Here is a 13,466-nt window from a genome sequence, read left to right as displayed (position 1 = left end):
GCAATTTCGACGAGGTGCCCGCACGGCTTCGGTCGTGGGCACCCGAACCAAGGAGGCACCCGTGAGTCGATTCAACGGCAGCGGCGATTTCACCCTGCTCCCGGATCTGGCCGTCCGCGCCCTCGGTGGTTCGGTGATCTGGGCGAACGACGAGTTCTTCGCGGAGAAGGAGAACCTCGTCAGCCCGGGTCCCTCGGAATATCAGCCGTCGACGTTCGGGCACAAAGGCCAGGTCTACGACGGCTGGGAGACCCGCAGGCATCGCGGCAAACCCGGTGACGATTCGGCCGTCGTGCGCCTGGGCGTGCCCGGCGTGATCCGCGGCGTGGTGGTGGACACCGCCTGGTTCAAGGGCAACTTCCCGCCCGAGGTGTCGCTCTCGGCGCTGGCGGTCGAGGGCTATCCGCCCGCCGAGGAGATCGCCGCCCGCACCGACTGGGTAAGTTTGCTCGACCGGGTGAAGGTCGATGGCGACACCCGCAACCCGTTCACCATCGACGACGAGAACCGTTGGACGCATGTGAAACTCACCATGCATCCCGATGGCGGTGTGGCCCGCCTGCGCGTGCACGGCGAAGGTCGCCCCGATACCGCGCTATTGGGCCTGGGCCCGCTCGACCTCGCCGCGCTGGAAAACGGCGCCATCGTGCTCGACTGCTCCAACCGCTTCTACAGCTCACCCAACCAGCTGCTCTACCCCGGCCTGGCCAGGGAAATGGGCGACGGCTGGGAAACCGCGCGCCGACGCGACGACGGAAACGACTGGGTGCGTATCAGATTGGCGGGCCCCGGTGCGATCCGCCTCGCCGAACTCGACACCTCCTGCTTCCTGGGAAACAGCCCCGGCTCCGCATCGCTCACCGGATTCACCAGCGACGGAACAGAAGTCGAACTCTTGCCGCGCACCGACCTGCTCCCCGACACCCGGCATCGTTTCGCGCTTCACCTCGCGGCGGCCTCGGTCGTGGAAGTGCGACTCGATATCTATCCCGACGGCGGCCTCGCCCGGCTGCGCCTCTACGGCGAGCTCAGCGCATGAGCGAGCTTCGCGACTTCGTCGGATACGGACCGAATCCACCCGACCCGCGGTGGCCCGACGGTGCGCTGATCGCGGTGCAGTTCGTGCTGAATTATGAAGAGGGCGGCGAGAACAACGTCCTCGACGGTTCGCCGCACTCGGAGACCTTCCTCTCCGAGATGACGCCCGCCGACGCCTTCCCGAACCGGCACATGAGCATGGAATCGCTCTACGAGTACGGTTCGCGCGCCGGATTGTGGCGGGTGCTGCGTGCCTTCGAGCGACGCGGTCTACCGCTCACCGTCTTCGCTGTGGCTCAGGCGATGCAGCGCAATCCCGAAGCCGTCGCGGCGTTTTCCGAACTCGGTCACGAAATCGCCTGCCACGGGCTGCGATGGAAGTCCTATCAGCTGATCGATCGCGAGAGCGAACGCGCCGACATGGCCGAGGCGGTCCGCATCCTCACCGAGCTGACCGGCGCCGCCCCGCTCGGCTGGTACACCGGCCGCGACTCACCGAACACCCGCGAATTGGTCGTAGCGCAGGGCGGTTTCGTCTACGACTCCGATTCCTACGCCGATGACCTGCCCTACTGGACCGAGGTCAGCGGCCGGAATCATCTCGTCGTCCCCTACACCCTCGACACCAACGACATGCGCTTCGCCTCGTCGGCGGGCTTCGCCAACGGCGACGAGTTCTACGCCCACCTGCGCGACGCCTTCGATGTCCTCTATCGAGAAGGGCTGGAAGGCGCCTCGAGAATGCTCTCGATCGGCCTGCACTGTCGCATCGTGGGCCGCCCCGCCCGCACCGCCGCCCTGGAACGTTTCCTCGACCACATCCAATCCCACGACCGGGTATGGATCACCCGCCGCATCGACATCGCCGAACACTGGCGCACTGTGCATCCGGCGGGCTTGCGCTCCTAGCCCAACCCGCAGCGTTCGATATTGCCCAGCGTGATCTGCCGATCGGATTCCTTGGCCTGCGGAACGCGGTTATAGGCGCCCATGGAGTCCATGTAGTTGACGAAAATGTCCGCGATCTCCGCCGGCGTCGCCTCCGGTTTCGCGGCACGGACGTTGTCGACCAAGGTGCGCGTGGTCTCGCACTGCTCTTCCGGGGTGAAGATCGGCGGCGGATCGGCATGCGCGAAGGCGGGTGTGAGCGCGAGCGCGAAAGCGGCGAGGACGGCTGATCTGACAATGTTCACGGCCGCGACAGTACTCTCCACGTGATCGCCAGCAACGAAACTGATACTGCGACAGTGATTTTGCTCCATCTCGCCTTATGAGTGGCGCACGACAGTGGTACTCGCGCACGGCTGTTCGATGGGTTGGATGCGTCCCGGTCCGGCTCGTCGGTAACGACCGCGAAGGCGGGTAACGCCGCTGATAGCGGCCGGTCCCGGCCGCGGAAGGCCCGGTCTCCAATTCGGAACAGAGTATCGAGATTCGCGTACGGTAGACCCATGTCGGCTCCGGGTAAACGGCCAGAACGGCTGGTCAGCGTCGAAGAGTTCCTCGCAGGTCAATCCGACGAATTCGGTGAGATCCACGACGGTGTCCTCATCGAATGCATGGCGCAGTCACCAGGGCATGATCTGGTCGTGCGCCGCTTGGCCGCCGCCCTCGAATACGCCGTCGACCCGGACGGTCCGTGCCGTGAGGTGCACAGCGACACGCCAGTTCGTCTGGGGGACAGCGAGGTGGCTGATGATTCGCGTCGCTTGCGAGTCCGCTACCCGGACGTGATGCTGCGAGACTGTGGTGCGGGCGACTACGACGTTCGTACGGTCGCGGGGCAGATCCTGCTGGTCGCGGAGATCACGTCGGAGGGAACTGTCGACGCCGACATCGGCATCAAGCGTGAACTGTATGCCCGAGCTGGGATCTCGGTATATCTCATCGTGCATTTCGACAAGGACTGGCAGCAGATCACCGAGGTGGAGGAATGCCGTCTCGATTGGTCGGGTCGCCGCTATGTCACCCGCCACACCCACACCGATGCGCTCGTCCTGACCAGCCCGGTGACCCTCGCGGTGACTTTCACCGATCTGCAAAGCAGACTGCCCCGTCGACGCTGATCCCGCACGGACGGGGAGCGCCCTTCGGTGCTTCTCGATAGACAGGGAATCGGTTGGCCGCCGCGGGCAGCCGACGAACCGGAGTTCAGTCGAACAGGGCTCGGACGAAGGGGACCGAGTCGACCAGGGAGGCGTTGACGGTGCCGTCGTGGTCGGTGGGGTAGGTGTGGAAGGTGACGGGCTGGGCGTTGGCCTGTAGGACCGCGGCGTAGCGGAGGGTTTCGGGGGTGACCACGTCGGTGTCCCGGAGGCCCTGGCCGAGGAACAGGGGGCGGTCGTAGCCGGATTCGGGCAGGCCCATGTAGTGGGCGAGCAGGCCGTGGACGTCGGAGATCGAGGACAGCGGGCGGGCGAACATGCTGCCGATCGAGGGCTTCGCGGCGGCGAGTTCGTCGCCGAGGGGGCCGATGCAGGCGGTCTGGGCGCGGTCGAGCCAGGTGCGGCCGGTGTCGGTGAGCAGGCCGTCGATATCCAGGTCGGGGTAGGTGGTGCGCAGGCCGCTGAGGATGTAGAGGACGTAGGCGGTGAGGTGCGAACTCAGGGCGATGGGTGGCATGCCGGGGCCGGCGAGCTGGATGACGTCCTCGATGTAGGCGGGCACGCCGGTGCCGACCCCACCGCGGTAGTCCAGGTTCGGGCCGCCGAATTCGGTGGCGTAGCGGGCGGTGAACACCGCGGCGCCCGCGCCTTGGGACTGGCCGACCACGGCCCAGCTGTTCGACAGCGACGAGTACCGCTCGGTCGCGGCCTTCACCGCGTCGACCACGTTGTGCGCTTCGGCGACGCCGTTGAGGTACGGGTGTTCGCCGGGGCCGCCGAGGCCGGCGTAGTCGGCGGCGACGATCGCGTAGCCCTGGTTCAACCAGGTGCCGAGGTAGGCCCAGTCCCGCTCGACGGCGGCCGGTCCCGCGACGCTGTAAGCGCAGTTGTCGCCGAGGCCGACGGTGCCGTGCGCCCAGGCGATAACCGGCCAGCCGCCCTGCGGCGCCTCGCCTGCCGGGAAGTACACGGCCGCGCTGGTGGTGGTCGGCTGGTCACCGGCGGTGGTCGAGCGGTAGAGCAGGCGCTCGGCGCTGGCGGATCCGGGCAGCGTCGCCGCCGCGGGCAGTGACTCGACGCCGACGACGGTGCCCGCCGCCTCGCTCGGTTGCGCGCTCGCCGCCGGGGCCAGGCTCAGTGCCGCCGCTGCCACGGTCAGCGATGTCGCCGCGATCCTCGAAATCCTCATGGGCCCACTCTTTCGTCTTCGTGGACATTCGTCCAGTACGACACCGCGATGCGCCCGATTCCGCGAGCGTCCCGTCGACTCGGTGGATGAGTGTTCCGCATGTGACCCGATGTGGCCGCTCGCGGGGCGGATATCGGCGTCGTGACCGAATCGAGTGACGACACGCACATCATTCGTGTCCGGCGTGGTGTGTGAAACGACTCACAGACTGTCAGGCTCGGGAGTGTCGGCGCGTGCCCACCTGATGATCGCTAACAGTACGAGCGTTATGCTAAAACTCCAGGTCAGCGCTACTCGCTGGTAGGCTGAGTACTTGCAATTAGCCCGCTAATTTCGCAAAGTTAGCAAACGCGTCGGCAAACCTAGCTGAGATTCACATAACCAACAGGTAGACGGCCATTTCTGGGTGTGTCATTGTTTGGAAGTACACCCCATGGGACCTAGTAAGTCCTAGCAAGCCTGCAAATTGCTCCAGCAGTACGAGATGTGCAACCGAAAGCGTTCAGCCGCCGGTTGATTCGCACGCCGACTGGGTGGAGCACCGACCACACGAGGAAGTGGAGTCAAGAGATGTCTCTCCCCGGCACCCCGAAGACCGCAGCGGAAATCCAGCAGGATTGGGACACCAACCCGCGTTGGAAGGGCCTGACCCGCACCTACTCCGCCGAGCAGGTTTCCAAGCTGCAGGGCAACGTCGTCGAGGAGCACACCCTCGCCCGTCGCGGTTCGGAGATCCTGTGGGACCTCGTGAACAACGAGGACTACATCAACTCGCTGGGCGCCCTCACCGGCAACCAGGCCGTGCAGCAGGTTCGCGCCGGCCTGAAGGCCATCTACCTGTCCGGTTGGCAGGTCGCCGGTGACGCCAACCTGTCCGGCCACACCTACCCGGACCAGTCGCTGTACCCGGCGAACTCGGTTCCCGCGGTCGTGCGTCGCATCAACAACGCGCTCTCGCGCGCCGACGAGATCTCCAAGGTCGAGGGCGACGAGTCCGTCAAGAACTGGCTCGCCCCGATCGTGGCCGACGCCGAGGCCGGCTTCGGTGGCGCGCTGAACGCCTACGAGCTGCAGAAGGCCATGATCGTGGCCGGCGCCGCCGGTGTGCACTGGGAAGACCAGCTGGCTTCGGAGAAGAAGTGCGGCCACCTCGGTGGCAAGGTGCTGATCCCCACCCAGCAGCACATCCGCACCCTGACCTCCGCGCGTCTGGCCGCCGACGTCGCCGACGTGCCGTCGGTGATCATCGCCCGCACCGACGCCGAGGCCGCCACCCTCATCACCTCCGATGTGGACGAGCGCGACCGTGAGTTCCTGGACGGTACCCGTACCGCCGAGGGCTTCTTCGGCGTGAAGAACGGCATCGAGCCCTGCATCGCGCGTGCCAAGGCCTACGCCCCCTTCGCCGACCTCATCTGGATGGAGACCGGTATCCCCGATCTCGAGGTCGCGCGTAAGTTCGCCGAGTCGGTTCGCAGCGAGTTCCCGGACCAGCTGCTGGCCTACAACTGCTCGCCTTCGTTCAACTGGAAGGCGCACCTGGACGACGCGACCATCGCGAAGTTCCAGCGTGAGCTCGGCGCGATGGGCTTCAAGTTCCAGTTCATCACCCTGGCGGGCTTCCACTCGCTCAACTACGGCATGTTCGACCTGGCGCACGGCTACGCTCGCGAGGGCATGACCGCGTTCGTCGACCTGCAGGAGCGCGAGTTCAAGGCCGCCGCCGAGCGTGGCTTCACCGCCATCAAGCACCAGCGTGAGGTCGGTGCCGGCTACTTCGACACCATCGCCACCACCGTCGACCCCAACACGTCGACCGCTGCCCTGAAGGGCTCCACCGAAGAGGGTCAGTTCCACTGATCCCCTCGGAGTTGCTTTGACCGGCAACGCCTTTCCTCTACTCCGGTAGGGGTGTGCGCCCTCCCACGCCGAACAGCCCTGGCGTGGGAGGGCATCCCTATACTTTGGGCTGCAAACCACGGCTGAGAATCACGGCCAGGCCTTGAATGTATTTCCCGTTCTCGGCCGCCTCGATCTGGACCGACCGGAGGGCGCGACGAAGGAGCACCCGGAGGGAGAGAAGATCGAGGCCGACAGGGCCGAGAACACGGCGGCCCCGGCCGCCCAACAAAAACAGGAGCGGGACGTGAGCAGCAGCGAGAAGATTCAGCGCGTCGGCATCATCGGCGCGGGACAGATGGGCGCCGGTATCGCCGAGGTGTGCGCACGCGCGCACGTCGACGTCCTCGTCTACGAGACCACCCGCGAACTCGCCGCCGCGGGCCGGGCGCGGATCCTGCGTTCGCTGGACCGTGGCGTGAGCAGCGGCAAGATCACCGAGCGCGAGCGGGAGCAGGCGGCCTGGCGGCTGCGCTTCACCTCCGATCTCAGCGACTTCGCCGACCGCCAGCTGGTGGTGGAGGCCGTTGTCGAGAACGAAGACGTCAAGACGGCCATCTTCAGCGAGCTGGACAAGGTCGTCACCGACCCCGACGCCGTGCTCGCCTCCAACACCTCCTCGATCCCGATCATGAAGATCGCCGTCGCGACCGCGAACCCCGAGCGTGTGGTCGGGCTGCACTTCTTCAACCCGGTGCCGGTGCTGCCGCTGGTCGAGCTGGTCACCACGCTCAAGACCAGCGAGCCGGTCGCCAAGCGCGCCGAGCAGTTCGCCGCCGAGATCCTGGGCAAGCAGATCGTGCGCTCGGCGGACCGCTCCGGTTTCGTCGTCAACGCGCTGCTGGTGCCGTACCTGCTCTCGGCCATTCGGATGGTCGAGTCGGGCTTCGCCACCAAGGACGACGTCGACAAGGCGATGGTGCTCGGCTGTGCCCACCCGATGGGGCCGCTGGCGCTGACCGACCTCGTCGGTCTCGACACCGTGAAGTCCATCGCCGACTCGATGTACTCCGAGTTCAAGGAGCCGCTGTACTCCGCGCCGCCGCTGCTGATGCGGATGGTGGAGGCCGGGTTGCTCGGTAAGAAGACGGGCGCGGGGTTCTACCAGTACGGGAAGTAGGGGCCCCGTATGTGGGGTGGTCTGTAGGGACATATCAGGGCTACCCGCTCGGGGTCGTATGGTGGCTGTGTTTTTGGAGCGCTGGCGCGCTCGAGCGGGGCCCTTCGGGGCCCTGATCTTCCCTCCCTACGGGTACTCCTTCGTCGCACCCTTCGGTCAGTCCAGATCAGGGTGGGCCCCTCGAGAGACTGACAAAAAGGGCGCTCAGGTGCTCGGGGTTTGCGGGGGAGCGGCGAGTAGGTGCTTGTGCGGCCTAAGCTGCAGTTGCCGGACGGGCTCGCGCATCCGGTGTTATGTCGAGCGCAGCGTGTGATCGAAAAGGAGTGTCGGCGGTCATGGTCAACGTCACCGATGGATTCGGGTCGAGCGTTCTCGGATACCCGAGGATCGGTCCGCACCGAGAGCTCAAGCGTGCGCTCGAGGCGTACTGGCGCGGATCGCTGGAGCGCGAGGAGTTGCGCCAGGTAGGTCGCGATATCCAGGAGCGTCAGTTCAACGAGCTGGCCGCGACCGGACTCACCCAGGTGCCGGGCAACACCTTCTCCTTCTACGATCACATCCTCGACAACGCGCTGCTGTTCGGTGCGGTGCCCTCGCGTTTCCGGGAGTTCGCCGACGGGCTCGACCCGCTCGACTTCTACTTCCTGATGGCGCGCGGCAACCCGGACACCCCGCCGCTCGAGCTGGTGCGTTTCTTCGGCACCAACTACCACTACCGCCAGCCCGAACTCGACGCCGACACCACGTTCTCGCTGCACCCGCAGGCCCTGCTCGACGAGTGGGACCGGGCGGCCGCCCGCGGGATCGAGCTGCGCCCGGTGGTGCTCGGCCCGGTGTCGCTGCTGTTGCTGTCCAAGGCCGGGCATGTGCCGGGCGAGACCGAGTTCGACACGCTGAGCCTGCTCGATCAGCTGCTGCCGTTCTACCAGGAGCTGTTCGAGATCCTCGCCAAGCGCGGGTCGACCTGCGTGCAGCTCGACGAGCCCTGCTTCACCGGTGAGCGCACGCCCGCCGAGCTGGCCGCGTTCGAGAAGGCGTACACCCAGCTGGCGAAGGCGCCGCTGCGTCCGCGCATCCTGGTCACCGGGCAGTACGGCGACTTCGGTGAGGCGCTGCGGATCCTGGCCGCGAGCAATGTCGAGGCCATCGGACTCGACCTGGCCTCCTACCGGATGCAGCCGGAGGAACTGGCGGCGATCCCGGGGATCCGGCGTAAGCGGATCTACGCGGGTGTGATCAGCGGCCAGAACGTGTGGCGGGCAGATCGTTTCGTCACGCTGAACTATCTCAACGCGATCGCCGAGGTGTGCCCGGATCTGGTGGTGTCGACCGGCACCACGCTGCTGCACGTGCCCTACGACGTGCTCGCCGAGTACGACATCGAAGGCAATGTCGCCGACCGGCTCGCGTTCGCGAAGCAGAAGGTGGGCGAGGTCGTCTCGCTCGCCAAGGCGCTCACCGAGGGCCCGTCGGAGAACTGGCGCAAGCGGCCCACCGAGGTGCACTTCAAGCAGAAGCACGCGGTGCGCCAGCGGGTGTACGCGGTGACGCCCGAGATGCGCGAACGCGAGCCCTACGACGTGCGCGCGGCCGCGCAGCAGGAGCGGTTGAACCTGCCGCTGGTGCCCGCCACCACGCTCGGTTCGTTCCCGCAGAGCGGCAAGCTGCGTCAGGCCCGCCACGAGGTGGCCTCGGGTCGGCTGTCCGACAACGACTACCGCAAGCAGGTCGAGGCCGAGATCGAGGCCACGATCCGGCTCCAGGAGGACATCGGCCTCGATGTGTTCGTGCACGGTGAGCACGAGCGCAACGACATGATCCAGTTCTTCGCCGAGCAGCTCGACGGCTTCGCCACCACCCGCTTCGGCTGGGTGCAGGTGTACGGATCGCGCTGTGTGCGACCGCCGATCGTCTACGGCGACGTGGCGCGGCCCGCGCCGATGTCGGTGGACTGGACCTCCTACGCGCAGTCGCTGACCGACAAGCCGGTGAAGGGCATGGTCACCGGGCCGGTCACGATGCTGGCGCGCTCGTTCGTCCGCCAGGATCAGCCGCTCTACGAGACGGCCGACCAGGTGGCGCTCGCGATCCGGGACGAGGTGGTGGACCTGGAGAAGGCGGGCATCGCGATCATCCAGGTCGACGAACCCGCCATCCGTGAGCTGCTCCCCGCCCGCCCGCACGGCCGCGAGGAGTACCTGCGCTGGGCGGTCGGCGCCTTCAAACTCGCCACCTCCGGCGTGCGTGCCGACACCCAGATCCACACGCACATCGGCTATTCCGGTCGCACCGAGGTGGTCGACGCGATCGATCAGCTCGACGCCGACGTCACCGCGATCGTGGCGACCCGCTCGATCGAATGGGTCATCGAGGCGCTCACCGAGGACCTGTCCTCCGGCCACGGCCTCACCCACGGTGTCGGCCCCGGCGTGTACGAGAGCCGCTCGGCCCGCATCCCCGATATCGACGAATTCGACGAGCTGCTCACCCAGGCCGCGAACGCGGTGACCCCACAACGCCTGTGGGCCAACCCCGACGGCGGTCTCAAGACCCGCCACTACTGGCAGCTGGAGCCGTCGTTGCGCAACATGGTGGCCGCGGCCCGCCGGGTCCGCCGCCGCGCACTGGCCGCGCAGGCGGCCGCCGCGACCGAGGGGTAACCGAACAAAAGACAAAGGGCGTACCGGATTCCGGTGCGCCCTTTGTGGACAGGTGGGTCAGGTTCTGGTGATCGGGGGGAGGGTGTAGGTCTGGTCGAGGATCGGGGGTTGGGGTTGGTACATGCGTAGGCAGGGGCGGAAGTCTGCTGCTGGGGCGGGGAGCCAGTTCGCGCGGGCTTTGGGGTTGGTGGGTTCGGTGTGGCTGATGGTGATGGTGAGGGCGCCGTTGTCGTCGTAGACGAGGCCGGGGGTGCGGTCGCCGATCGAGTAGCGGTCGATCGGGTTGGCGCACAGGTAGAAGTCCGGGGTGGAGTACATGGTGACCGACCAGAAGGCGTCGACCGGTGGGGTGGGGTCCAGGCGCAGGGTATAGGTGTTCGTGCCGGTCAACTGCCGGCCGGTGCTGTCGGTGTAGATCATCGCGTAGGCGGCCTCGTAGGCGTGGTTACCCCAGAGTCCGGCCTTGGCGGCTACGGCGCGGGCGATGATCCGCTGGTTCGGGTCGGTGATCTTGAAGTTGTCGTCGTCGCGGGTGCCGACCTCGAAGAAGTCGACGTTGTAGTCGAACAGGTGCAGTGTCAGCTGCCAGCCGTTCTCGCCGGCGCCTGCCCCGTTCTTCGTCGCGTTGCTCAATTCCTCTTGGCCCTCGCCCAATCCGGCGCGCAGCGCGGATGCTCGATCCGGGTCGAGGGACAGGTAGGGCGAGGTGCCCGGTGTCGTCAGGCCGATCCCGGCGAACGACTCCTGGAGCGCGAGGTCGCGCTGCGCGGGAGGAAACGCCTGCGACCAGACCCGGACCTTCTCGAGGAACATCAGGTCGGGGGCGACCGATGGGTCCGGCGACGGAAGCCCCGTCGGCTGTGCGGCTCGGTCGGTGGCTGTCAAGGTCAGCGCGTCCTGTAGGGCGTGCACGGCGGGAAGGTCGTCCTCACCGGCGCAGGCCCATCGGCCCGCGATCACGCCGACAGCGGTGGGAAAGCGGATAACCGTCGTGTCGTCGGGGGCGGTGCCGGTCCAGCCCGGCGGTACGAGAAGGTAATCGCCCGCGCGGTTTCCGGTGGCCCGGGTGCCGACGTAGGCGAAGTTGTCGGTCCAGGCGTCGATGAACTGCATGACGTAGTACCGATCGCCGGCATCGGGTACATGCAAGGTGATCGGTCCGACTGAAAGGTCGATCAGGGCGACCGAGTACACGGTGTCGTTGTTGACCGAGACAAAGGTCGCCGAGGCATCGGCGAGGGCGCGGGCATGGGCGAAGCCGTTGAACGGGGTCGCGGGGATATCGCCGATGCCCTCGTGGAGCAATCGCTCGATCGAATCGAGGTTGAAGACCAGGGGAAACCCGTACAGATAGGCCTGTGCGGTCAATTCGGCGGCGTTCTGATCCGGCATGCGCGCTCCTCGTCCTGGCGTCCATGTCGCGCGACCATGATCGGACCGCGCGACACCAGCGTCCGCCGCTGCCCGGGCGGTGCGCATCGCCCGGAGCGGGTGAGATCGGCGCGGGCCGATTCGGCGATCGAGCGCGTCAGGCGCGGATCATGGCGCGGGCGCCCGCGGTGAGCTCGGCCGCGGAGGGGGCGTTGTCCGGGTCGATCAGCCATTGCAGGAGTAGGCCGCCGATCATCGTCTGCAGGACGGCGCCGACATTGCTGTCGCCGTCGCCGAAGGCCTCGGTCAGGCCGCGGCGGGCTCGTCCCTGCGCCTCGGCGAGTTCGGCGCGCAGCTCGGGCGAGTGCAGTGCCTGGTTCAGGCTTTCGGCGTTGGCGTGCCACAGCGGCGCGTTCTCGACGAACGAGGTGATCAGGCTGTGCCAGAACGCTTCGAGGCGGGCGGTGGGATCGGTCGGGTCGTTCGCGGGCAGCGCGTCGAGGATCTGGGTCACCGCGGTCGCACTGGATTCCAGCATCGCCTGTTGGAGCAGCTTGTCGCGGGTGCCGAAGTGGTAGTTGATGGCCGCCAGGTTGGTGCCGGAGGCGGCGACGATGTCGCGCACGGTGGTGCGGGCGTAGCCGCGTTCGGCCAGGCATCGCTTGGCGGCTTCGAGGAGGTCTTCGCGCGTTCCCACTCGCGCACGATAGCAAGGAACGCATACACCCGTTTGTGACGTCTGTTTCAAACAAACGTCAGTGACAAACGTATGAAACGGATGTACGTTTCGAATATGACTTCGAGGCGACGTATCTCCCCGTTCGAATCCAGCTTCTTCGGCATCGGCACCACCATCGGCAGCGTGCCGACCGGTGGGATGCCGCTGTTCCTCGGCACCACCGTGCACGGCGCACTCGATCCCGAGATCCTGCGGACGGTGCTCGACGACCTCGCCGCGACGCATCCGCTGCTGCGCAGCCGGGTGGTGACCGAAGACGGCGCGGGGTATTTCGTCCGTGACGACGAGTTCCGGCCCCGGCTCGACCTCATCGACGGTGGGGAGGCCGAATACCTCGCGCTGGTGAACGGGCCCCGGGACTGGAGTGACGGGCTGTTCCGGGCGTATCTGCTACGGGCGGGGCTGCGTCAGCAGATCGTGCTGGTTGTCCATCACGGAATCTCCGACGGCAGATCGGGATTCGCGCTGCTCGGGCAGCTGTGGGAGCACTACACCGCGCGGTCGACGGGTGACGCTGTGCCACATCCGGATTCGAACCAGCGGCTGCCCGAGGCCATGGATACTCGCTTGGCTGAGATGGTTTCGGGCGCGGAGGCCGAAGCGTGGCTGGCCGCGGTCAGGGCGGGCGCGACGATGATGAGCCCCGACGACGCACCCCGCACCCTGCCCCGCGACGGGACCGACACCGACCGGCTCGGCCGATTCGCGATGCAGCGCATCGAACTGACCGCCGAGGAGACCGCCGAACTGGTGACAGCGGCGCGCTCGCAGGGTATTTCGGTGAACAGCGTGCTCACCGGTGCGGTGCTGGCGGCCGTCAGGACCCGGTTCCCGGAGTCGGGCGCCGTGCCGATGTTCTGCGGGTACGCGGCCGACGTCCGCGCGGAATTCGACCCACCGGTACCCGTCGACACGATGGTCAACTACGCCTCCGGCGGGGGCACCCTGGTGTCGGCGACCGGCGACACCACCCCGCTCGAACTCGCCCGCTCGGTCGACGCGGGCGTGCGCGCCGGTCTCGACCGCCGCGAACCCGCCGTCTTCCCCCTGGCCGCCCAGCTCGTGAACGACGCCGCCACCGCGGCCCTGCTCAGCGCGCCACCCACCTTCGCCCTCTCCAATATCGGCCGCGTACCAGCCCATTCGATCCCCGACCACATCGCCTTCGTCCGCGACGACGTCTACGCCATGGGGCCCGCCATGCCCCCGAAACTCACCGCCTTCACCATCGCGGGCCGGCTCACTCTCCAGCTCGAATACGACACCGCGCTCTACAGCCGCCCGCAGATGGAAAAGCTGCGCCTGACCCTGCTCGAACTCCTGCACACCCTCGAGTGAGACGCGG

The 13,466-nt window shown here is 67.0% G+C and carries 11 protein-coding genes; 7 read left to right on the top strand and 4 right to left on the bottom strand.

Annotated features, from left to right (window positions below):
* Positions 1-61 precede the first annotated feature (61 nt).
* Entirely contained in the window at positions 62-1,039 is a 978-nt protein-coding gene (gene alc / locus NA12_RS14275) for an allantoicase (protein WP_067450446.1), read from the top strand.
* Entirely contained in the window at positions 1,036-1,947 is a 912-nt protein-coding gene (gene puuE / locus NA12_RS14270; protein WP_067450011.1) for an allantoinase PuuE, read from the top strand. Before alc ends, puuE begins: the two co-directional genes overlap by 4 nt.
* Here puuE and NA12_RS14265 read toward each other — a convergent pair.
* Entirely contained in the window at positions 1,944-2,231 is a 288-nt protein-coding gene (locus NA12_RS14265) for a hypothetical protein (protein WP_132369703.1), read from the bottom strand. The two genes, puuE and NA12_RS14265, sit on opposite strands and share 4 nt — an antisense overlap.
* Positions 2,232-2,489: 258 nt before the next feature.
* Here NA12_RS14265 and NA12_RS14260 point away from each other — a divergent pair, with 258 nt between their 5' ends.
* Positions 2,490-3,104, top strand: a complete 615-nt coding sequence (locus NA12_RS14260) for a Uma2 family endonuclease (protein WP_067450006.1) — start codon at positions 2,490-2,492, stop codon at positions 3,102-3,104.
* Between the two features lie 85 nt (positions 3,105-3,189).
* On the opposite strand, the gene NA12_RS14255 is transcribed toward NA12_RS14260, so the two are convergent.
* Entirely contained in the window at positions 3,190-4,332 is a 1,143-nt protein-coding gene (locus tag NA12_RS14255) for an alpha/beta hydrolase (protein WP_067450002.1), read from the bottom strand.
* A gap of 570 nt (positions 4,333-4,902) precedes the next feature.
* On the opposite strand from NA12_RS14255, the gene aceA reads away from it, so the two are divergent.
* From aceA to metE, 3 genes are all read left to right on the top strand, one after another.
* Complete coding sequence (aceA, locus tag NA12_RS14250) at positions 4,903-6,192, top strand: isocitrate lyase (protein WP_067450000.1); 1,290 nt, start codon at positions 4,903-4,905, stop codon at positions 6,190-6,192.
* A 286-nt stretch (positions 6,193-6,478) separates the two neighbouring features.
* Positions 6,479-7,351, top strand: coding sequence for a 3-hydroxybutyryl-CoA dehydrogenase (locus tag NA12_RS14245; protein ID WP_255284083.1), 873 nt, complete (start codon positions 6,479-6,481; stop codon positions 7,349-7,351).
* Positions 7,352-7,686: 335 nt separating this feature from the next.
* Positions 7,687-10,011: a 5-methyltetrahydropteroyltriglutamate--homocysteine S-methyltransferase gene (gene metE, locus NA12_RS14240; RefSeq protein WP_067449998.1), complete on the top strand. Its 2,325-nt coding sequence runs from the start codon at positions 7,687-7,689 to the stop codon at positions 10,009-10,011.
* Positions 10,012-10,068: 57 nt separating this feature from the next.
* Here metE and NA12_RS14235 read toward each other — a convergent pair whose 3' ends face one another.
* Positions 10,069-11,403, bottom strand: coding sequence for a DUF1254 domain-containing protein (locus NA12_RS14235; RefSeq protein WP_067449995.1), 1,335 nt, complete (start codon positions 11,401-11,403; stop codon positions 10,069-10,071).
* A 136-nt stretch (positions 11,404-11,539) separates the two neighbouring features.
* Positions 11,540-12,079: a TetR/AcrR family transcriptional regulator gene (locus tag NA12_RS14230; RefSeq protein WP_067449991.1), complete on the bottom strand. Its 540-nt coding sequence runs from the start codon at positions 12,077-12,079 to the stop codon at positions 11,540-11,542.
* A gap of 96 nt (positions 12,080-12,175) precedes the next feature.
* Here NA12_RS14230 and NA12_RS14225 point away from each other — a divergent pair, with 96 nt between their 5' ends.
* The gene (locus tag NA12_RS14225; RefSeq protein ID WP_067449988.1) at positions 12,176-13,459 is read left to right on the top strand and encodes a phthiocerol/phthiodiolone dimycocerosyl transferase family protein; all 1,284 of its coding nucleotides are present in this window, start codon (positions 12,176-12,178) and stop codon (positions 13,457-13,459) included.
* Positions 13,460-13,466: the final 7 nt, after the last annotated feature.

The sequence above is a fragment of the Nocardia alba NBRC 108234 genome, assembly GCF_001612665.1.
GTDB classification, from domain to species: domain Bacteria; phylum Actinomycetota; class Actinomycetes; order Mycobacteriales; family Mycobacteriaceae; genus Nocardia; species Nocardia alba.
The sequence above is the reverse complement of the archived record's forward strand: the minus strand, read 5'-3'. Positions and strand labels throughout refer to the sequence as shown.

Excerpts from the sequence above, each read along its gene's own strand:
- aceA (WP_067450000.1), top strand. The coding sequence starts at position 4,903 with ATGTCTCTCCCCGGCACCCCGAAGACCGCAGCGGAAATCCAGCAGGAT.
- NA12_RS14260 (WP_067450006.1), top strand. The coding sequence starts at position 2,490 with ATGTCGGCTCCGGGTAAACGGCCAGAACGGCTGGTCAGCGTCGAAGAG.
- puuE (WP_067450011.1), top strand. The coding sequence starts at position 1,036 with ATGAGCGAGCTTCGCGACTTCGTCGGATACGGACCGAATCCACCCGAC.
- NA12_RS14235 (WP_067449995.1), bottom strand. The coding sequence starts at position 11,403 with ATGCCGGATCAGAACGCCGCCGAATTGACCGCACAGGCCTATCTGTAC.
- NA12_RS14225 (WP_067449988.1), top strand. The coding sequence starts at position 12,176 with ATGACTTCGAGGCGACGTATCTCCCCGTTCGAATCCAGCTTCTTCGGC.
- metE (WP_067449998.1), top strand. The coding sequence starts at position 7,687 with ATGGTCAACGTCACCGATGGATTCGGGTCGAGCGTTCTCGGATACCCG.
- NA12_RS14255 (WP_067450002.1), bottom strand. The coding sequence starts at position 4,332 with ATGAGGATTTCGAGGATCGCGGCGACATCGCTGACCGTGGCAGCGGCG.